Annotated in this window: 15 protein-coding genes and 1 pseudogene; 11 read left to right on the top strand and 5 right to left on the bottom strand. The window is 64.4% G+C overall.

Annotation, left to right across the window (positions count from 1 at the left end; genetic code table 11):
* Positions 1-470: 470 nt before the first annotated feature.
* Positions 471-1,730, bottom strand: a complete 1,260-nt coding sequence (locus AB4Y43_RS05695; RefSeq protein ID WP_368727194.1) for an SGNH/GDSL hydrolase family protein — start codon at positions 1,728-1,730, stop codon at positions 471-473.
* 266 nt (positions 1,731-1,996) lie between these two features.
* Here AB4Y43_RS05695 and paaA point away from each other — a divergent pair, with 266 nt between their 5' ends.
* The 8 genes from paaA to AB4Y43_RS05655 all read left to right on the top strand — a co-directional run bounded on the left by paaA (position 1,997) and on the right by AB4Y43_RS05655 (position 8,319).
* The gene (gene paaA, locus AB4Y43_RS05690) at positions 1,997-2,995 is read left to right on the top strand and encodes a 1,2-phenylacetyl-CoA epoxidase subunit PaaA (RefSeq protein ID WP_368727193.1); all 999 of its coding nucleotides are present in this window, start codon (positions 1,997-1,999) and stop codon (positions 2,993-2,995) included.
* Between the two features lie 40 nt (positions 2,996-3,035).
* On the top strand, positions 3,036-3,320 hold the full coding sequence (paaB, locus tag AB4Y43_RS05685; RefSeq protein WP_028203445.1) for a 1,2-phenylacetyl-CoA epoxidase subunit PaaB: 285 nt from the start codon (positions 3,036-3,038) through the stop codon (positions 3,318-3,320).
* A 9-nt stretch (positions 3,321-3,329) separates the two neighbouring features.
* Entirely contained in the window at positions 3,330-4,136 is an 807-nt protein-coding gene (gene paaC / locus AB4Y43_RS05680; protein WP_069264213.1) for a 1,2-phenylacetyl-CoA epoxidase subunit PaaC, read from the top strand.
* 29 nt (positions 4,137-4,165) lie between these two features.
* Positions 4,166-4,699 (top strand): 1,2-phenylacetyl-CoA epoxidase subunit PaaD, encoded by a 534-nt coding sequence (gene paaD / locus AB4Y43_RS05675; RefSeq protein WP_368727192.1) that lies wholly within the window; start codon positions 4,166-4,168, stop codon positions 4,697-4,699.
* Between the two features lies 1 nt (position 4,700).
* Positions 4,701-5,789: a 1,2-phenylacetyl-CoA epoxidase subunit PaaE gene (gene paaE, locus AB4Y43_RS05670; protein ID WP_069264219.1), complete on the top strand. Its 1,089-nt coding sequence runs from the start codon at positions 4,701-4,703 to the stop codon at positions 5,787-5,789.
* A 165-nt stretch (positions 5,790-5,954) separates the two neighbouring features.
* Entirely contained in the window at positions 5,955-6,779 is an 825-nt protein-coding gene (locus AB4Y43_RS05665) for a DUF1835 domain-containing protein (RefSeq protein ID WP_368727191.1), read from the top strand.
* A 6-nt stretch (positions 6,780-6,785) separates the two neighbouring features.
* Entirely contained in the window at positions 6,786-7,388 is a 603-nt protein-coding gene (locus AB4Y43_RS05660; protein ID WP_342949240.1) for a TetR/AcrR family transcriptional regulator, read from the top strand.
* 265 nt (positions 7,389-7,653) lie between these two features.
* Positions 7,654-8,319: a GNAT family N-acetyltransferase gene (locus AB4Y43_RS05655; RefSeq protein WP_342949239.1), complete on the top strand. Its 666-nt coding sequence runs from the start codon at positions 7,654-7,656 to the stop codon at positions 8,317-8,319.
* A gap of 82 nt (positions 8,320-8,401) precedes the next feature.
* Here AB4Y43_RS05655 and AB4Y43_RS05650 read toward each other — a convergent pair whose 3' ends face one another.
* Positions 8,402-8,896, bottom strand: a complete 495-nt coding sequence (locus AB4Y43_RS05650) for an Lrp/AsnC family transcriptional regulator (RefSeq protein ID WP_028203439.1) — start codon at positions 8,894-8,896, stop codon at positions 8,402-8,404.
* Between the two features lie 140 nt (positions 8,897-9,036).
* Here AB4Y43_RS05650 and hppD point away from each other — a divergent pair, with 140 nt between their 5' ends.
* Positions 9,037-10,134 carry a 4-hydroxyphenylpyruvate dioxygenase gene (gene hppD / locus AB4Y43_RS05645; RefSeq protein WP_368727190.1) on the top strand — a complete coding sequence of 366 codons (1,098 nt, stop codon included), beginning with the start codon at positions 9,037-9,039 and terminating at the stop codon, positions 10,132-10,134.
* 146 nt (positions 10,135-10,280) lie between these two features.
* On the opposite strand, the gene AB4Y43_RS05640 is transcribed toward hppD, so the two are convergent.
* On the bottom strand, positions 10,281-10,469 hold the full coding sequence (locus tag AB4Y43_RS05640) for a hypothetical protein (protein WP_028203437.1): 189 nt from the start codon (positions 10,467-10,469) through the stop codon (positions 10,281-10,283).
* A 405-nt stretch (positions 10,470-10,874) separates the two neighbouring features.
* Here AB4Y43_RS05640 and AB4Y43_RS05635 point away from each other — a divergent pair, with 405 nt between their 5' ends.
* The gene (locus tag AB4Y43_RS05635; protein WP_368727189.1) at positions 10,875-14,477 is read left to right on the top strand and encodes an indolepyruvate ferredoxin oxidoreductase family protein; all 3,603 of its coding nucleotides are present in this window, start codon (positions 10,875-10,877) and stop codon (positions 14,475-14,477) included.
* Between the two features lie 90 nt (positions 14,478-14,567).
* Here the strand turns inward: AB4Y43_RS05635 and AB4Y43_RS05630 are convergent, their stop codons facing one another.
* Positions 14,568-16,853, bottom strand: a complete 2,286-nt coding sequence (locus AB4Y43_RS05630) for an NADP-dependent malic enzyme (RefSeq protein WP_368727188.1) — start codon at positions 16,851-16,853, stop codon at positions 14,568-14,570.
* A gap of 216 nt (positions 16,854-17,069) precedes the next feature.
* Positions 17,070-18,310 (bottom strand): annotated as a pseudogene (locus AB4Y43_RS05625) (MFS transporter).
* Positions 18,311-18,688: 378 nt separating this feature from the next.
* On the opposite strand from AB4Y43_RS05625, the gene AB4Y43_RS05620 reads away from it, so the two are divergent.
* Positions 18,689-19,375, top strand: a complete 687-nt coding sequence (locus tag AB4Y43_RS05620) for an orotate phosphoribosyltransferase (RefSeq protein WP_028203433.1) — start codon at positions 18,689-18,691, stop codon at positions 19,373-19,375.
* Positions 19,376-19,472 lie beyond the last annotated feature (97 nt).

Genomic DNA, 19,472 nt, shown 5'->3' with positions numbered 1-19,472 from the left:
TTCAATACCTGTTACTGTTTTCGGTCTCTCTCGAGACCGGTCGCTCACTCAAAGCTGACAGGTTCTGAATAAATTCAAAAACCTGACTTACTTTAGTGTGAGACTCTTGATACTTTTGCTGCTCCCGATACCGCTCCGAAGAACACTATCGGGTCGCCACCGCATCAAGCGCCCACACTTATCGGCTGTAAATTTTTAAAGATCGATCGCGAAAGCGCCGTTAAAACTGCTCAACTACCGGCTTCTTTCTGCGTTGCTGCGTCAGCAGCAGAGAAACGAGATTATGAAGAATCTTTTCCGCTTCGTCAACCCCTTTTTTTCGCTCACCGCTTGAAAAAGCTTGCTGACTCCTGCGTCCGCCGGTTTCCGCGGCGGCCTTCGCTGCCCTGACGTCGGAGACATCGAACTGCGAAGGGGGCGAATCTTATCGCCCCCGCCGGCACTGTGCAAGGGGGTGGCGAAAATATTCCTCACTTCCGGGTAAGGACCTCCAGCGGCACCGCATTCGCCATCGCCGCGTAGCCCGCATCGCTTGGGTGGATGTGGTCGCCACTGTCATAGCCGTAACGCAGTCGCGCCGGATCTGCCGGGTCCCGCAGCGCGGCATCGAAGTCGACCACGCCGTCGAACGCCCCGCTCGTCCGAATCCACTGGTTCGCCGCCGTGCGGATCGCCTCGCGCTCCGGCGGCAGTGAAGCCGGCGTGAGCGTCGCGCCGAAAATGCGCACGCCGCGCCCATGTGCCTGCGCGATCACGCGGCGGTAGCCCGCGATCAGGTCGTTCGCGTCCACGTGCGTATGAGGAAAGTCGCAGTCGAGGCCCGATCGCGCCGGCATCGCCTGGAAGTTGATGTCGTTGATGCCGATGAGCAGCACCACGGTCTTCACGCCCGGATGGCCGAGCGCGTCGCGGCCAAAGCGCCGCTCGAGCGCCTCGCCATAGCAAGGCGAATCGCTCAGCAGCCGGTTGCCGCTGATCCCGAGATCGATCACGGCGAGATCCGTGCGCTGCGACTGGGCGATGCGGCGCGCCAACGCGTCCGGCCAGCGACGGTTCTGGTTGAGCGAGGAACGCATGCCATCGGTAATGGAATCGCCGATCGCCGCGACTGTCGACGCCCCCGGCGCCTCGACCGCCAGCCCCGTCACCCACGCGTACTGCGTAAAGCGCTGGGTGAACGCGCCAATCGACGGATCGGCGACGTGATTGCCCGGACGAGAGACGTAATTCACCTGGCTCGCCACGCGGTGCCACGCAACCATCTTTTGCTCGGCTCCCATATAGGAGCTGATCGCGTATGGCGCGTGCGCCTTCAGATCGATCTGGACCGGATCGCTATCGAGCGCCGCCCCGGGCGGCACCGACACCGACGCCCGCCCGCCGAAGGTCACGTGCACCGTGCCCGCCTCGCTCGCCGCCGCGCCGCCGGCCGACGGTGCAATCGCCATCGCCTCGATCACGAGCGGCGTGCGCCCATAGAGGTTGCTCACATGCACCCGCGCGACCGTGCCGCCCAGCGTCGGATACACGATCTGGCGAACGGTACGTCCGGCCACCTCGGGCGCACGGTACAGCGCAGGGAGCGCGTCGCGCTCGGGAATCGACTGCAGCGCCGTCGCCCAGCTCGTGACCCAGGGGCTCGGGGCTTGATCCGCGAATGCCGGAGACGTGGCGCCCAGCGAAATGAACAAAGCGGCCGCGGCCGCGAGGGGAGCAAAAGAAATCTTCATCCGTGAACGAGTGCGCAGGCAAAGGGCCATTGTGCCCCATGGCCCGTTGCGCAGCCTTCCATCCACCTGACAATCCAGCGCACGAAACCACGCGAAAACCCATGCACAAGCCGCCCGCACCAACAAATCCCAGGCATTCCTGCTGCTACCCCACTAAAACTCAGCGGTAGGCCTGAATTTCTTTGCCCTACCTCAAAAAATTCATTTACCGACCGGTCGGTTGGTTTATACTGCGCGACATACCCAACTTCGACGAGAGCGTCTCCATGTACACGCAATCCCTCGACATCCCCGGCAACGTTGCTCTGCTCGACGCGGACGCAACCTCGCCGGAGCAGGCGCAGTTCGACGCCATCATGGCCGCCGACGGCAAGATCGAGCCGCAGAACTGGATGCCCGAAGCCTATCGCAAGACGCTCGTGCGCCAGATCTCGCAGCATGCGCACTCGGAAGTCGTCGGCATGCTGCCGGAAGGCAACTGGATCTCGCGCGCGCCTAGCCTCAAGCGCAAGGCGATCCTGCTCGCCAAGGTGCAGGACGAAGCAGGCCACGGCCTCTATCTGTATAGCGCGGCGGAAACGCTCGGCGTTTCGCGCGACCAGCTCGTCGACGCCCTGCACGCCGGCAAGGCCAAGTATTCGAGCATTTTCAATTACCCGACGCCCACGTGGGCCGATGTCGGCGTGATCGGCTGGCTCGTGGACGGCGCGGCGATCATGAACCAGATCCCGCTGTGCCGCTGCACGTATGGCCCGTACGCGCGCGCCATGATCCGCATCTGCAAGGAAGAGTCGTTCCACCAGCGTCAGGGCTTCGATGCGCTGCTCGCCATGATGAGCGGCACCGAAGCGCAGCGCGAACTCGTTCAGCAGTCCGTGAACCGCTGGTGGTGGCCGGTGCTGATGATGTTCGGCCCGAGCGACGCCGACTCGGTCCACAGCAACCAGTCCGCCAAATGGGGTATCAAGCGCATTTCGAACGACGATCTGCGCCAGAAGTTCGTCGATGCGACGGTCGAGCAGGCCAAGGTGCTGGGCGTCACGCTGCCCGATCCCGATCTGAAATGGAACGAAGCGCGCGGCCACTACGACTACGGCACGATCGACTGGGAAGAATTCTGGCGCGTCGTGAACGGCGACGGCCCGTGCAACCGCGAGCGTCTCGGCACGCGCGTGAAGGCACACAACGAAGGCGCTTGGGTGCGCGAAGCCGCCCTCGCCCACGCCGAAAAGCAACGTCAGCGCGCCGAAAAGCACGCAGCTTGAGCACACCTCATACATGAATCAGGAAGGAAGGAGATCCACGATGAACAAGGAATGGCCGATCTGGGAAGTGTTCGTGCGTAGCAAGCAGGGCCTCGACCACAAGCACTGTGGCAGCCTGCACGCCTCCGACGCCTCGATGGCGCTGCGCATGGCGCGCGACGTCTACACGCGCCGCCAGGAAGGCGTGAGCATCTGGGTGGTGCCGTCGTCGGCAATTACGGCATCGGATCCGAACGAAAAGGCCGAGCTCTTCGAGCCGGCCGGCGACAAGATCTATCGCCACCCGACGTTCTACACGCTGCCCGACGAAGTCAACCACATGTAAGAGCGCAACATGACGACGCCCACGCCTGAACAACTCGCGTACGTGCTGCGCCTCGCCGATACAGCGCTGATCCTCGGTCAGCGCAACACGGAATGGTGCGGCCACGGCCCGATCCTCGAAGAAGACATCGCGCTCGCCAACATGAGCCTCGACCTGATCGGTCAGGCGCGCCTGCTCTACACGCATGCCGCCACGCTCGAAAAGGCCCTCACCGGCCGCGAGCGCACGGAGGACGACTACGCCTACTTCCGCGCCGAGCGCGAGTTCGCGAACTACACGCTCGCAGAACTGCCGCACTTCGGCCCGCTCGCCGGCACGACGCATTCGGCCAACGACTACGCCGTGACGATCGTGCGCAATTTCCTCTACGCCACGCTGATGGGGCATCTGTGGACCGCGCTGCTGCGCTCCGCCGACCCGCAACTGGCCGCGATCGCCGAGCGCTCGATCAAGGAAACGCGCTACCACGTGCACCATGCGCGCGAGTGGCTGATCCGTTTCGGCGACGGCACCGACGAATCGCACCGCCGCGCCCAGGCCGCCATCGACTGGCTGATGCCGTACACGCGGGAATTCTTCAGCACCGATGCCGTGGAAACGGCCGTGGCCGAAGCCGGCATCGCGCCGCTCGCCGCACAGTTCGAAGCGGCGTGGCGCACCGACGTGGAAGCCGCGCTCGAAGAAGCCACGCTCGCCATGCCCGCGCCGGTGTTGCACGTCACGACCGGCAAGCACGGCGAGCACTCGGAGCACATGGGTTTCGTGCTGGCCGAGATGCAGAGCCTCGCGCGCCAGCACCCCGACGCGCGCTGGTAAGCACCCCCGCAGGAACAGAGGAAGTCACGATGCAAGCAACGGCAGATCACGCGCTCGAACGCGCCTGGGAAGTGCTGGAATCGGTGCCCGATCCGGAGATTCCGGTCGTGTCGATCCGCGAACTGGGCATTCTGCGCGACGTGCGCCGCGCCGACGACGGCCAGATCGAAGTGGTCATCACGCCCACCTACTCCGGCTGCCCGGCGATGTCGCAGATCGCGGAGGACGTCGCGCACGCGCTCGACGCCGCCGCGCTCGCGCCCTACCGCATCGCGATGACCCTCACGCCCGCGTGGACCACCGACTGGATCACCGACGAAGCGCGCGAGAAGCTGCGCGCCTATGGCATCGCGCCGCCCACGGGCAACTGCGGCTCCGCGCCTCGATCGGCCGAACAGCCGATCACCTTCATCGCGAAACCGAAGCCGTTGCCCGCGCCCGCCTGCCCGCACTGCGGCTCGCAGCACACCGAACGCCTCGCGCAGTTCGGCTCGACTGCGTGCAAGGCGCTCTACCGCTGCATCGACTGCCGCGAACCCTTCGACTACTTCAAACCGTACTGATATGGCCACTCCGCAATTCCATTCGCTGCGCATCCGCGAAGTGCGGCCCGAAACCGCGGACGCGGTCTCTGTCGCTTTCGAAGTCCCGCCCGAGCTGCGCGAGGCGTTTCGCTTCACCCAGGGGCAGTTCGTGACGCTCAAGACGCACATCGATGGCGAAGAAACGCGTCGTTCGTACTCGATCTGCGTGGGCGTCACCGACTACGACCGCGATGGGGAGCTGCGCATCGGCATCAAGCGCGTGCGCGGCGGGCGTTTTTCGAACTTCGCGTTCGATCAGCTCGCGCCCGGCCACGAGATCGACGTGATGACGCCCGATGGCCGCTTTTTCACGCACCTGAATGCCGAGCACGGCAAGCACTACGTGGCGTTCTCGGGCGGTTCGGGCATCACGCCCGTGCTCGCGATCATCAAGACGACGCTAGAAACGGAGCCGCGCAGCGCGTTCACGCTCGTGTACGGCAACCGCAGCGTCGACTCGATCATGTTCGCCGAGGAACTGGAAGACCTGAAGAACCGCTTCATGAGCCGCTTCCGCCTCTATCACGTGCTCTCGGACGACCTGCAGGACGTCGAGCTCTTCAACGGCGTGCTCGATCAGGCCAAGTGCGCGGCGTTCCTCGAAACGCTCTTGCCCGCCGACGAGATCGACGAAGCCTTCATCTGCGGCCCCGGCCCGATGATGGACGCCGCCGAAGCCGCGTTCAAGGACGCGGGCGTACCGCCGCAGAAGGTGCACGTGGAGCGCTTCGGCTCGCCGCTGCCGCAGGCGGGCGTGCCGAACGTCGAGATCACCGAAAACACGCCGGCGGCCGACCTCGAAATCGTCATCGACGGCAAGAAGCGCAAGATGCGCCTGCCATACGAGGGCGTAAGCCTGCTCGACGTCGGCCTGAAGGCGGGTCTGGCGCTGCCTTACGCGTGCAAGGGCGGCGTGTGCTGCACCTGCCGCGCCAAGGTGCTCGAAGGCGAAGTGAAGATGGACAAGAACTACACGCTCGAGGAGCAGGAGGTGAAGGACGGCTTCGTGCTCACCTGCCAGTGCCATCCGGTGAGCGAGCGTGTGGTCGTGAGTTTCGACGAACGTTAAGGCGTTAGAGCAACAGCACGCTTTCGGCCCGCAGGCGATCCGCTTACACTAGGGGCCGCCCGCGGGTGTTGCAGCGCAGCGCTGCAACACCCGCGGGCGGCTCCTTTTGTTATTTGCGTGCTTTCGGGCTTACAGGGCGTTCAGCGTGAACGCAACGAGTTGTCGATGACCACGATTCACCTCATTTACGGCGAGCCGGCCGTGACGGCGCTACGACAGGCTCTCGAAGCGGCAGGCCGTCCGGACCGCGTGATCGCCCTGCGCGACGACCTGACGGTCGGTCCGTTGCGCGACATCGACGTGGCGGGCGACCCAGGCGTCGCGCAACGCGCCGCCTTCTGGGAGCGCCTGAGCGATGCGCCGCCAACCCTCGCCCACGACGACTGTGCGGCGCTGGGTGAGCTCGAAGCCGACGATTCCCACGTGGTGTTCTGGCACACGCACGACGCCGCCCACCAGCTCGCGTTGCGGCGGGTCTGCTACCGCTTGCGCGACGTCCCGCAGCGCCTGAATGAAGTGCGTCTGACTGCCGACGAAATTTCGGGCCCGAACGCCGCAGCCCGCATCGAGGCGCGCTTGCCGGACGCCGCGCCGATCTCGGTCCTGCGCATCACGCGTCTCGCGCTGGAGTGGCAGGAAGCCAAGTTCGCCAATGGCGAGACGCGCCGCTGGCGCGACAACACCTTTACGAGCGGCACGTGGAGCGACCTCGACGCCATGATCCTCGACGTGCTCGACGCCCTGGAAGACCGTCCGGCGGACGCTTCCTGGCTCGCCAGCGACGTGCTCGGCGCAGCGCTCACGCGTGGCGGCGCCGGCTTCACGGTTGGCGAGCCCGTCGTGCTGTGGCGCCTGCGCGAGTTGTGCGCGGCCGAAGAACTGCGCCTGCGCGACGATATGTGCGCCGCCTGCGCCCCGCTCGCCGCTGCCGCGCGCGCCGCGCGTCCGCCGCTGCCGCAAACCGCCGCGCACCTTTCCCTCCCCCGCTGAATTCCCATGGCACGCACCCGAGCGCCCGACCACGAAACCCAACGCGACCAGATCCTCGAGCTCGCCGCCGCCAAATTTGCGCAGACGAGCTACCCGAGCACCTCGATGTCGGATCTCGCGGCCGCCAGCGGCACCTCGAAGGCGCGGCTCTATCACTATTACGAGAGCAAGGAAGCGATCCTCTTCGACCTGCTCGATCGCTACACCAAGCGGCTCATGCTGATCATCGCGGAGGTCGAAGGCGCGAGCCAGCGGCGCGGTCACGACGAGCGCGAGAGCTTCGCGGAGCTGATTCGCGCGTTTCTCGCCGAGTACGAAACCTCGCACAGCCGCCACGTGGCGCTCCTGAACGACGTCAAATACCTCGTGGACGCCCAGCGCGAGATCATCCTGAACCGCCAGCGCGACGTGGTCGCCGCATTTACGCGCCAACTCGCGCGCGCGTATCCGGGCCACGTCACGATCGAAAACCAGACTGCGCTGACGATGATGGTGTTCGGCATGATCAACTGGACGTTTACGTGGCTCAAACCCGGCGGCCGCATGGGATATCGCGACTTCGCCGAGCAGGTGATCGCCATGGTCGATCACGGTCTGAAGGGCGCCTGAAGGTGGCTTGGGACGGTGCTCCGGGCGATAGAACTTTTCGGGCCAGATTGCTGCAACGCGACATGATGCGTCAGGACAACAGTTGACCAGTCAAACGACTCATTCAGAATAAACGTTAATAATCAGTCGCTTGCGCTCATATTTTTATTAATTAGGCGCAACACTCAAATTTGCACTCCGGGTTTTCCCTAGAGCGCACCCAGGGTTTCCGCTAGAATGCGTTTTGCGCTGCATCATGCGGCATGCATTCCAAGGAGAACCCATCATGAACCCGCTTTCGACCCACGCCAACGTGCCGATCATGTCGTCCGCTCGTCCGCTGACGTCCGGTCATGCGCCCGTCATGGTGCGAGTGCTCACCTCGGCAGACCGCGAACGCCTGCTCGCGCACTTTCTCTCGCTCGACAGCGACGACCGCCTGCTGCGCTTCGGCCAGGCCGCGCCGGACCACGTGATCGAAAAGTACGTGCGCTCGATGGATTTCACGCGCGACACCGTGTTCGGCGTGTTCGACCACCAGTTGCAACTCGTTGGCGTCGGCCATCTGGCCTACCTGCCGGCGGACGGCAACGGCCGCACGGCCGAGTTCGGCGTGTCCGTGCAGGAAAGCGCGCGCGGCCAGGGCATCGGCTCGAAGCTGTTCGAGCGCGCCGCCATCCGCAGCCGCAACACGCACGTCACCACGCTCTACATGCACTGCCTGTCGCGCAACTCGACGATGATGCACATCGCGAAGAAGTCGGGCATGAAGATCGAGTACGCGTATGGCGAAGCCGACGCTTATCTCTCGCTCGAACCGGCCGACCAGAGCAGCATCATCGCCGAAATGCTCCAGGAACAAGCCGCCGTGTTCGACTACGCGCTCAAGCGTCAGGCGCGCCAGGCCAGCAAGCTGATGGAAACGATCCTGCCGCAGGCTGTCGCCGCGTGACTCCTGCCCTTCGGGACAGACTGATGCATTGAAAAAGCGGCCTCGGCCGCTTTTTTTGCGTCTGCTGCACGGCACCGCGCAGTCAGCGGATCGGCAAAGCCGTCGTTTCCTTGAACGTGTCGAGCGAAAAGCTGGACTTCACGTCGATCACCGAAGGATGGTGCAGCAACTGGTCCTGCACGAAGCGCGAGAAGTGCGCCATATCCTCCACCTGCACGCGCAGCAGAAAATCCATGTCGCCCGTCATCGCGTGGCAGGCCACCACCTCCGGCCAGGTCTGCACCGCCGCACGAAACAGCTCGGCGTGCGTCACGCCTTCGCGCCCCGCCGCCGTCGGCCCGCGCTTTTCCAGCCGCACGTTCACGTAGGCGAGCAGGTCGAGCCCCAGCTTCTGCGCATCGAGCAGCGCCACGTAGCTGCGGATCACGCCGCTTTCCTCCAGCCGCCGGATGCGCCGCAAACACGGGCTGGGCGAGAGATTCACGCGCTCGGCGATCTCCTGGTTCGAGAGACGGCCATTCTCCTGAAGGATTGCCAGAATGCGCCTGTCGATCGCGTCCAATTCGATACTTGCCATTTTCTGCCTTCTCAACACTCATTTAAGGCAGTTTATAGCGTAGATCGATAGCAATGCGACCCAACTCGCAAGTTTTCTCCCAATACGGCGGACTACACTGTGCAGCACGAAATCTGATCTACATCAGCCAGGAGACAACCATGCAGGTCCCCAACTGGGAGAACCCCGTCGGCACCGACGGCTTCGAATTCATCGAATACACCGCGCCGGACCCCAAGGCGCTCGGCAAACTGTTCGAACGCATGGGTTTCACGGCCATCGCGCGCCATCGCCACAAGGACGTGACGCTCTATCGTCAGGGCGATATCAACTTCATCGTCAACGGCGAACCCGACTCGTTCGCCCAGCGCTTTGCGCGTTTGCACGGCCCGTCGATCTGCGCGATCGCCTTCCGCGTGCAGGACGCCGCCAAGGCCTACAAGCACGCGCTCGAACTTGGCGCGTGGGGCTTCGACAACAAGACCGGCCCGATGGAGCTGAACATTCCGGCCATCAAGGGCATTGGCGACTCGCTGATCTATTTCGTCGACCGCTGGCGCGGCAAGAACGGCGCGGCGCCGGGCAGCATTGGCGACATCAGCATCTATGACGTCGACTTCGAGCCGATCGCGGGCGCCGAGCAGAACCCGGTCGGCCACGGCCTCACCTATATCGACCACCTCACGCACAACGTCCATCGCGGCCGCATGAACGAATGGGCCGAGTTCTACGAGCGCCTCTTCAACTTCCGCGAAATCCGCTACTTCGACATCGAAGGCAAGGTCACCGGCGTGAAGTCGAAGGCGATGACCTCGCCCTGCGGCAAGATCCGCATCCCGATCAACGAGGAAGGCGGCGAGACGGCAGGCCAGATCCAGGAATATCTCGACGCCTATCACGGCGAAGGCATCCAGCACATCGCGCTCGGCACGAACGACATCTACCGCACCGTGGACGGCCTGCGCGCCAGCGAAATCGCGCTGCTCGACACGATCGACACGTACTACGAGCTCGTAAACCGCCGCATTCCGGGCCACGCCGAGCCGCTCGAAGAACTCAAGAAGCGCAAGATCCTGATCGACGGCATGCCCGAAGACTTGCTGCTGCAGATCTTCACGGAAAACCAGATCGGACCGATCTTCTTCGAGATCATCCAGCGCAAGGGCAACCAGGGCTTCGGCGAGGGCAACTTCAAGGCGCTGTTCGAATCGATCGAACTCGATCAGATCCGCCGGGGCGTGGTGCAGGACAAGGCATGACGCATTCGCATCAGTAATTTCGGCCAAAGCCAAACAAAAAGGGCGAAAGATCGCACGATCTTCGCCCTTTTTGACTTTTGAATCCGTCGCCGCACACCCCGGCGCCGGATTCGGGTGAATGGAATACTGCGCGGATCAGCGCGGCATCAGGATTTTCGTTCAGCCTTCGCGGCCGGCATGGCGTTCGTATCAGCCTTCATGCTCAGCGTGTACTGGGCGCATCGGGTCGTCGCATTCTCGCCGCTCTTTGTGCTGGCGTTCGAATGCAGCGGCGCGCTCATGGCAAAGAACGCAGCCGAGACCGTCAGGAAGGTCTGGATATGTCGATTATTCATGCTGGACTCCTTTTTTAGACTGCCTGTTGCAGTAGTGCCCCTTTTAATAACTGTTAACAGCCAGGGAAGCTGCGCGGTTCGCACAGGTGAGGGAGTTAGACAGGATATTCAAGTCCGGTTCCCAGGTAGTGCAAGTTTTACACGTTGTTACTCCTCTGAGGAATTCGATACATCCGTTATTACACAGGGGTTTCAGGCCGCTTGCGCGACAAGGCGCCGCGGGCCCGAAACATGCAGCGGAGTGCGGCGCTTCGCTCCGAGGCTCGAAGCGGCGGGTTTATCCGAGTGCTACTATCGAAAGAAAGAAGCCAATATGGCGACCCCGGCCAGAGCATTCACAAGATGCCGAGGCCCTGAAGTTCTGGCGATCCCACAACGGATTGGTTGGATGGAGGAAGACACATAATGAATGCCCCGCTAGACGCAGGTCAGCGCGCTTCGCTCGAAGCCGCACTCGCTTCCGTCACGCTCGACGATAAATACACCCTCGAACGCGGCCGCGCGTACATGAGCGGCATCCAGGCGCTGGTCCGCCTGCCGATGCTGCAGCAGGAGCGCGACAAGGCCGCCGGTCTCAATACCGCGGGGTTCATCTCAGGCTATCGCGGTTCGCCACTCGGCGGTCTCGATCAGTCCCTCTGGAAGGCGAAGCAGCACCTCGCCGCGCATCAGATCGTCTTTCAGCCAGGCGTGAACGAAGACCTCGCCGCGACCGCCGTGTGGGGCTCGCAGCAGGTGAACCTGTACCCGTCCGCGAAATACGACGGCGTGTTTTCGATGTGGTACGGCAAGGGCCCGGGCGTCGACCGCAGCGGCGATGTGTTCAAGCACGGCAACTCCGCCGGCTCGTCGCCGCACGGCGGTGTGCTCGTGCTCGCCGGCGACGACCATGCGGCCAAATCGTCCACGCTCGCGCACCAGTCGGAGCACGTCTTCAAGGCCTGCGGCCTGCCTGTGCTGTTCCCCTCGAACGTGCAGGAATATCTCGACTTCGGCCTGCATGGCTGGGCGATGAGCCGCTACTCGGGCCTCTGGGTCGCAATGAAATGCGTGACCGACGTGGTGGAATCGTCGGCGTCGGTCGAGCTCGATCCGCATCGCACGAACATCATCCTCCCCGAAGACTTCGCGATGCCCGAGGGCGGCCTTAACATCCGCTGGCCCGATCCTCCGCTCGTACAGGAAGCGCGTCTGCTCGACTACAAGTGGTACGCGGGCCTCGCCTATGTGCGCGCCAACAAGCTCGACCGCATCGAGATCGATTCGCCGCACGCGCGCTTCGGCATCATCACGGGCGGCAAGGCGTATCTGGATGTGCGCCAGGCGCTCACCGACCTCGGCCTCGACGACGAAACCTGCTCGCGCATCGGTATCCGGCTCTACAAGGTCGGCTGCGTGTGGCCGCTCGAAGCGCAGGGCGCGCACGCCTTCGCGCGCGGCCTCGAAGAGATTCTCGTGGTCGAGGAAAAGCGCCAGATTCTCGAATACGCGATCAAGGAAGAGCTGTACAACTGGCCCGACGCCCAGCGTCCGCGCGTGTACGGCAAGTTCGACGAAAAGGACGGTGCGGGTGGCGAATGGTCGGTGCCGATGGGCAACTGGCTCCTGCCCGCGCACTACGAGCTGTCGCCGGCGATCATCGCCAAAGCGATCTCCACGCGGCTCGACAAGTTCGAATTGCCCTCGGACGTGCGCGCGCGTATCGCGGCGCGCATGAGCGTGATCGAGGCCAAGGAAAAGGCGCTCGCGAAGCCGCGCGTCCAGGCGGAGCGCAAGCCGTGGTTCTGCTCGGGCTGCCCGCACAACACATCGACGAACGTGCCCGAGGGCTCGCGCGCGATGGCCGGCATCGGCTGCCACTACATGACGGTGTGGATGGACCGCGGTACGAGCACCTTCAGCCAGATGGGCGGCGAAGGCGTGGCGTGGGTCGGTCAGGCGCCTTTCACGAACGACAAGCACGTGTTCGCCAATCTGGGCGATGGCACCTACTTCCACTCGGGCCTGCTCGCCATCCGCGCCGCGATCGCCTCGAAGGCGAACATCACCTACAAGATCCTCTATAACGATGCGGTCGCGATGACGGGCGGCCAGCCGGTCGACGGCACGCTCACGGTGCCGCAGATCACGCATCAGGTCGCCGCCGAAGGTGCAGCAAAGATCGTGATCGTCACCGACGAACCCGAAAAGTACGAAGGCGAACCCGCCACGAAGCTCGCGCCGGGGGTGACGATCCACCACCGCGACCAGCTCGATGCGATCCAGCGCGAACTGCGCGAGGTTCCCGGCACGACGATCCTGATCTACGACCAGACCTGCGCCACCGAAAAGCGCCGCCGCCGCAAGCGCGGCACGTATCCGGACCCGGCGAAGCGCGTGGTCATCAACGAGGCCGTGTGCGAAGGCTGCGGCGATTGCTCGGTGCAGTCGAATTGCCTGAGCGTCGAGCCGCTCGATACGGAATACGGCACGAAGCGCCAGATCAACCAGTCCACCTGCAACAAGGACTTCTCGTGCCTGAAGGGCTTCTGCCCGAGCTTCGTGACGGTGGAAGGCGGCCAGCTGCGCAAGCCGAAGACGAGCAGCGTCGCGAACGAAGCGATGCCGACCGTCCCGACGCCCGACGTGCCCGCTATCGACCGCCCCTACGGCGTGCTCGTGACGGGCGTGGGCGGCACCGGCGTGGTGACGATTGGGGCGTTGCTCGGCATGGCCGCGCACCTCGAATCCAAGGGCGTGACCGTGCTCGACGTGACCGGCCTCGCGCAAAAGGGCGGCGCGGTGATGAGCCACGTGCAGATCGCCAACCGCCCCGGCGACATCCACGCGACGCGCATCGCCATGGGCGAGGCGAACCTCGTGATCGGCTGCGACGCCATCGTGACGGCCGGCGACGACTGCGTCTCGCGCATGCAGGAAGGCATGACGCACGTGGTGCTCAACAGCGCGCCCACGCCGACCGCCGAGTTCATCAAGAATCCGCAGTGGCAGTTCCCGGGCTCCAACACCGAAGCCGACGTGCGCGCCGCGGCGGGCACGGACCACGTCGCGACCGTCGATGCGAACCGCTACGCGCTCGCGCTGCTCGGTGACGCGATCTACACGAACCCGTTCGTGCTCGGCTACGCGTGGCAAAAGGGCTGGCTGCCGCTCACGCACGAGTCGCTCGTGCGCGCGATCGAGTTGAACGCGGTGCAGGTCGAGAAGAATCTCGCGGCGTTCGAATGGGGCCGCCGCGTGGCGCACGATCGCGCCGCCGTGGATCAGCTCGTGAAGAAGCCGATGGCCGAGCAGAACGCCGAAGCGGCCGGCGCGAAGATCGTCTCGCTGCACACGCCAAAGGCGCTCGACACGCTCATCGAAAAGCGCGCGCAGTATCTCGCCGCGTATCAGAGCGCGGCATACGCGCGGCGCTATCGCGCGTTCGTCGAAAGCGTGCGCGAGGCCGAAGCGAAGCTCGAGCACGTCGACGGCCAGTCTCCGCTCACCGAGGCTGTAGCGAAGAACCTGCACAAGCTGATGGCGTACAAGGACGAGTACGAAGTCGCGCGCCTCTACGCGGACCCGGCGTTCATCGAGAAGATCAAGGCGAGCTTCGAAGGCGACTGGAAGGTGAATTTCCATCTCGCGCCGCCCTCGCTCGCGAAGCATGACGACAAAGGCCAGCTCGTGAAGAAGCAGTATGGCCCGCGCATGCTCACGGCCATGCGCGTGCTCGCGAAGTTCAGGTTCCTGCGCGGCACGGCGCTCGACCCATTCGGCCGCACTGAGGAACGCCGTCACGAACGCGCATTGATCGGCGAGTACGAAACGCTGATGCGCGAAGTGATCGGCGGTCTGAGCGAGGCGAATCTGCCGCTCGCGCTGGAACTCGCGAACCTGCCCGACGCGATTCGCGGTTACGGCCATATCAAGGAGAACAACCTCAAGGCCGCGCGCGCGAAGTGGGCCACGTTGCTCGCGAAATGGCGCTCGCCGGAAAACGGCGCGGCGCGGCACGCGGCTTGACGCTCACCTGATTCGAGGCGGTAAAAGCAAAGGGCGCTCCGTGCAATACGGAGCGCCCTTTTCACATCAGGCGATTCACGCCAAAGCGATTTACTTCGCTGCAGCCTTCGCCACGCTCGCGTTCGCCGAAGCCACCGCCGTCATGTTGATGATGCGTCGCACGGTGGCCGCCGGCGTGAGGATGTGCACCGGCTTCGACGCGCCCAGCAGGAACGGGCCGACCGTCACGCCTTCGCCGCCGATCACCTTCAGCAGGTTGTAGGCGATGTTGGCCGCTTCCACGTTCGGCATGATCAGCAGGTTCGCTTCGCCCGTGAGCGTCGTGCCCGGGAACGACTGCTTGCGGATCAGCTCGGAGAGCGCCGCGTCGCCGTGCATTTCGCCGTCCACTTCGAGCTGCGGATCGCGCGCGGCGATCAGCTCGCGTGCGGCCTGCATGCGCTGCGCGGTCGACGAACGCACGCTGCCGAAGTTCGACGACGAAAGCAGCGCGACCTTCGGCGTGATGCCGAACTTCTCGATTTCGCGCGCGGCGAGGATCGTCATGTCGGCGAGCTGCTCGGCGCTCGGCACTTCGTTCACGTAGGTGTCGCTGATGAAGATGTTGCGGCCCGGCAGCATCAGCAGGTTCATCGCGGCGTAGTTCTCGGCTTCCTTCGCCTTGCCGAACACCTGATCGATGAACTTGAGGTGATAGTCGAAGCTGTTGAGCAGGCCGCAGACCATGCCGTCGGCGTCGCCGAGGTGCACGAGAATCGCGCCGATCAGCGTGTTGAACTTGCGCACCGAAGCCTTCGCTACTTCAGGCGTGATGCCCTGACGCGCACCGAGTTCGTGGTACGCCTGCCAGCTCTTCTGGAAGCGCGGATCGTCTTCGGGATCGACGATCTCGAAGTCGGCGCCCGGACGCAGCTTCGAGCCCATCTTCTTCAGGCGCATTTCCACGACCGACGGACGGCCCACGATGATGGGCCTGGCGATCTTCTCGTTGAGCACGAACTGCGCGGCACGCAGCACGCGCTCGTCCTCACCTTCGGCGAACACGATGCGCGCGCAGTTGGCCTTCGCCGCCGCGAACACCGGACGCATCACCATGCCCGAGCGATACACGGTCGCGCCCAGTTGCTCGCGGTAGGCTTCCATGTCCTGGATCGGGCGCGTGGCCACGCCCGAATCCATCGCGGCCTGCGCCACGGCCGGCGCGATCTTGATGATGAGGCGCGGGTCGAAAGGCTTCGGAATCAGGTATTCCGGGCCGAACTCGAGCGTGTGGCCTTCATAGGCCTTCGCCACTTCGTCGCCCTGATCGGTTTCCTCGGCGAGTTCCGCGATCGCGCGCACGCACGCGAGCTTCATCTCTTCGGTGATGGTCGTCGCGCCCACGTCCAGCGCGCCACGGAAGATGAACGGGAAGCACAGCACGTTGTTGACCTGGTTCGGATAGTCCGAACGGCCCGTGGCGATGATCGCGTCCGGGCGCACCTTCTTCGCGTCTTCCGGGCGAATTTCCGGCTCCGGGTTCGCGAGTGCGAGGATCAGCGGTTTGTCGCCCATCTCCTTGACCATCTCGGGCTTGAGCACGCCTGCGCTCGAGCAGCCGAGGAACACGTCGGCGGCCTTGATTGCGTCGCCGAGCGTGCGCGCTTCGGTGTTGGCGGCGTAACGCGCCTTCGACGGATCGAGATTGCCGCGGCCTTCGTAGATCACACCCTTCGAGTCGGTGACGAGAATGTTCTCTTTCTTCAGACCGAGATTCACGAGCAGGTCCAGACACGCGATCGCCGCTGCGCCCGCGCCCGAGCACACGAGCTTCACTTCATCGAGTTTCTTCTCGACCACTTTCAGGCCGTTGAGAATCGCCGCCGAAGCGATGATGGCCGTGCCGTGCTGATCATCGTGGAAGACCGGTATCTTCATGCGCTCGCGCAGCTTCTTCTCGATGTAGAAGCACTCGGGCGCCTTGATGTCTTCGAGGTTGATGCCGCCGAGCGTGGGCTCGAGCATCGCGATGGCTTCGACGAGCTTGTCCGGGTCGGTTTCGTCGAGTTCGATGTCGAACACGTCGATGCCGGCGAACTTCTTGAAAAGGCAGCCCTTGCCTTCCATCACCGGCTTGGCCGCGAGCGGGCCGATATTGCCGAGGCCGAGCACGGCCGTGCCGTTCGTCACGACGCCGACGAGGTTGGCGCGCGAGGTGTATTTCTGCGCATCGAGCGGTTCTTCGTGAATCGCCATGCACGCGGCCGCAACGCCGGGCGAATAAGCAAGCGAAAGATCGAGCTGGTTCGAGAGCGGTTTGGTCGGTGTGACCGAGATCTTGCCTGGCCTCGGATTCTGGTGATACGCGAGCGCGCTTTGCTTCAGTTGTTCATCCATTTTCAGGCCTGCCTGGACGTGAGAGGTGAGAGACGTGAGAGAGAATCTTTTATGGTCGTAGGCCCGCCGGCCCGCACGGCACGAGCGTTCCAGCAGGGCCGAATAGTGTACACCTGGCGCCGTTCGCGTCCACGTGGGTCAAAGACTGATACCGGGAATTCGCGCGGCCGATATTGCGGGATACTTCCGCGCTTTTGTCTTACGGTTGCGCGCTGCTCATTCGAGCATGGCGCCGCGGCGTTCGGGAATCAGGAAGAGGGTGGCGAGGATGTCGAGCACGTAGATGGCGGCGAGCATGCCGAGCGCCGCCGTGAAGGAATAGCGCGCGGCCAGCGCGCCCACGGCGAGCGGCCCGAAGCCGCCTACGGCGCGGCCGATGTTGAACAGCACGTTTTGCGCGGTGGCGCGTGCGGCGGTCGGATACAACTCGGAGATGAGCGCGCCATAGCCGCCGATCATGCCGTTGACGAACACGCCCATTGCTGCGCCGCCGATCAGCAGCGCGAACGGCGTGGAAAGCTGCGCATAGACGAATACCATGACCACGGCGCCCGCCTGATAGAACAGGAACGCGGGCCGGCGCCCGAACCGGTCGGCGGCGATGCCGAAAAGCCAGATGCCGAGCGCCATGCCGGCAACCGTCGCGGCGGTCCACAACCCCGACTTCGTGAGCGAATAGCCGAAAGACTTCGAAAGGTACGCGGGCAACCAGATCATGAGCCCGTAGTAGCCGAAGTTCTGCACCGAACAGAGCACGGCTACCCCGAGGCTCGCGCGCGCGGTGCGCGCATCGGCCACGAGCATGCGCAGGGCGCGGGGGCGCTCGGCCCTGGCGGCAGCGGCCATGCGCTGCGCATGTGCGATGAAAAGCTCGGCTCCTCCACGCGCCGCCGCACCACGAACGAGACGACCGCCGGCAGCAGCCCGATGGCGAACATGCCGCGCCAGCCGATCAGCGGGAGCAGCAGCGGCGTGAGCAGCGCCGCGGCAAGCACGCCCAGCTGCCAGCCGAGCCCGACATACGACGACGCCCGCGCGCGCAGTTGCGCGGGCCATGCCTCGGCGACGAGCGCCATGCCAATGCCGAACTCGCCACCCAGCCCGATGCCCGCGATCGTGCGGTAGACGAGCAAGTCGCCGTAGCCGCGCGCCAGCGCGCACATGCCGGTGAAGACGGCGAACAGCAGAATGGTCCACGTGAGCACGCGCACGCGGCCGTAGCGGTCGCTCAACAGCCCGAACACGATACCGCCCATCACCGCGCCGACGAGCGTCCAGGTGACGAGCGCGCCCGCCTGCGCGCCGGACAGATGCAAATCGACGCTGATCGCCGGCAGCATGAAGCCGAGCATCAGCAGATCGAAGCCGTCCATGGCGTAGCCGAGCACGGCGGCGACCAGCGCACGCAGGGCGTGGCTGCGCGTGGCGGCGGCAGGGTTGGTAGAAACGGCGGTCATGTGGGCAATCCTGAGAAACGTACGTGCACGGGGAGCGCAAACCGGCGTGAGTGTAAAGGCGTGGCCGGGCCGTCACAACCGCGACGCCAGGCGCACATAGCACAGCGCCGCCGGCGTTCGCGCCCCACATCGCTGCCGGCGCTTGCCCGCGCGACTCGTCGGCAGTCGTCAAGTCGGGTAAAATACCGGCCTACGCGCGCAAGAGAAGCCGTCCGGACCGGGCGAGTCGCCTTGACCCCATGCAGTGAAAAAGGTCAGGCGATCCACGCCCCCGGGCCGCGCACCGCAGACGCCGAAGCCACGCTTCGCGCCCGCCGTGCCAGCGCCACCGGGCCACGCGCCCACCCTCCTCTCGCACTCATATCCAAGGATTCGCCCATGACAGGCTACGATCGCCAGACGATCTCGGACGCAACCGCGAAAATGCTGCTCGAAGTGAAGGCCGTGCACTTCAACGCCGAAAAGCCCTTCATCTTCACTTCCGGCTGGGCGAGCCCGGTCTACATCGACTGCCGCAAGCTGATCTCGTATCCGCGCGTGCGCCGCGGCCTGATGGAAATGGCCGAAGCCACGATCCTGCGCGACGTCGGCTACGAACAGATCGACGCCGTGGCCGGCGGCGAAACTGCGGGCATTCCGTTCGCGGCCTGGCTCTCCGACCGCCTGATGGTGCCCATGCAGTACGTGCGCAAGAAGCCGAAGGGTTTCGGCCGCAACGCGCAGATCGAGGGTCTGCTCACCGAAGGCCAGCGCGTGCTGCTCGTCGAAGACCTGACCACCGACAGCCGCAGCAAGATCAACTTCATCAACGCGCTGCGCACGGCCGGCGCGCAGGTGAACCACTGCTTCGTGCTGTTCCACTACAACATCTTCAAGGAAAGCGTCTCGGTCCTGAAGGACATCGACGTCGACCTGCACGCGCTCGCCACGTGGTGGGACGTGCTGCGCGTCGCCAAGGAGTCGGGCTACTTCGAAACGAAGACGCTCGACGAAGTCGAGAAATTCCTGCACGCACCGGCCGAGTGGTCGGCTGCGCACGGCGGCGCGACGTCGGCGCCGCAGTAAGCGCTCGAATCGCGCTCGCACAAGCGTGAGCGCGTGGCAAAAGGGCCATCTGCCTCTGGGCAGATGGCCTTTTTTCTGGCTGGTGCAGCGGTGTAAT

Source organism: Paraburkholderia sp. BR10872 (assembly GCF_040965835.1).
Taxonomy (GTDB): domain Bacteria; phylum Pseudomonadota; class Gammaproteobacteria; order Burkholderiales; family Burkholderiaceae; genus Paraburkholderia; species Paraburkholderia nodosa_A.
Note: the sequence above shows the minus strand (reverse complement) of the source record. Positions and strands in the feature narration are given on the sequence as shown.

Coding starts and splice junctions, on each gene's coding strand:
- AB4Y43_RS05695 (WP_368727194.1), bottom strand. CDS start 1,730: ATGAAGATTTCTTTTGCTCCCCTCGCGGCCGCGGCCGCTTTGTTCATT.
- paaA (WP_368727193.1), top strand. CDS start 1,997: ATGTACACGCAATCCCTCGACATCCCCGGCAACGTTGCTCTGCTCGAC.
- paaB (WP_028203445.1), top strand. CDS start 3,036: ATGAACAAGGAATGGCCGATCTGGGAAGTGTTCGTGCGTAGCAAGCAG.
- paaC (WP_069264213.1), top strand. CDS start 3,330: ATGACGACGCCCACGCCTGAACAACTCGCGTACGTGCTGCGCCTCGCC.
- paaD (WP_368727192.1), top strand. CDS start 4,166: ATGCAAGCAACGGCAGATCACGCGCTCGAACGCGCCTGGGAAGTGCTG.
- paaE (WP_069264219.1), top strand. CDS start 4,701: ATGGCCACTCCGCAATTCCATTCGCTGCGCATCCGCGAAGTGCGGCCC.
- AB4Y43_RS05665 (WP_368727191.1), top strand. CDS start 5,955: ATGACCACGATTCACCTCATTTACGGCGAGCCGGCCGTGACGGCGCTA.
- AB4Y43_RS05660 (WP_342949240.1), top strand. CDS start 6,786: ATGGCACGCACCCGAGCGCCCGACCACGAAACCCAACGCGACCAGATC.
- AB4Y43_RS05655 (WP_342949239.1), top strand. CDS start 7,654: ATGAACCCGCTTTCGACCCACGCCAACGTGCCGATCATGTCGTCCGCT.
- AB4Y43_RS05650 (WP_028203439.1), bottom strand. CDS start 8,896: ATGGCAAGTATCGAATTGGACGCGATCGACAGGCGCATTCTGGCAATC.
- hppD (WP_368727190.1), top strand. CDS start 9,037: ATGCAGGTCCCCAACTGGGAGAACCCCGTCGGCACCGACGGCTTCGAA.
- AB4Y43_RS05640 (WP_028203437.1), bottom strand. CDS start 10,469: ATGAATAATCGACATATCCAGACCTTCCTGACGGTCTCGGCTGCGTTC.
- AB4Y43_RS05635 (WP_368727189.1), top strand. CDS start 10,875: ATGAATGCCCCGCTAGACGCAGGTCAGCGCGCTTCGCTCGAAGCCGCA.
- AB4Y43_RS05630 (WP_368727188.1), bottom strand. CDS start 16,853: ATGGATGAACAACTGAAGCAAAGCGCGCTCGCGTATCACCAGAATCCG.
- AB4Y43_RS05620 (WP_028203433.1), top strand. CDS start 18,689: ATGACAGGCTACGATCGCCAGACGATCTCGGACGCAACCGCGAAAATG.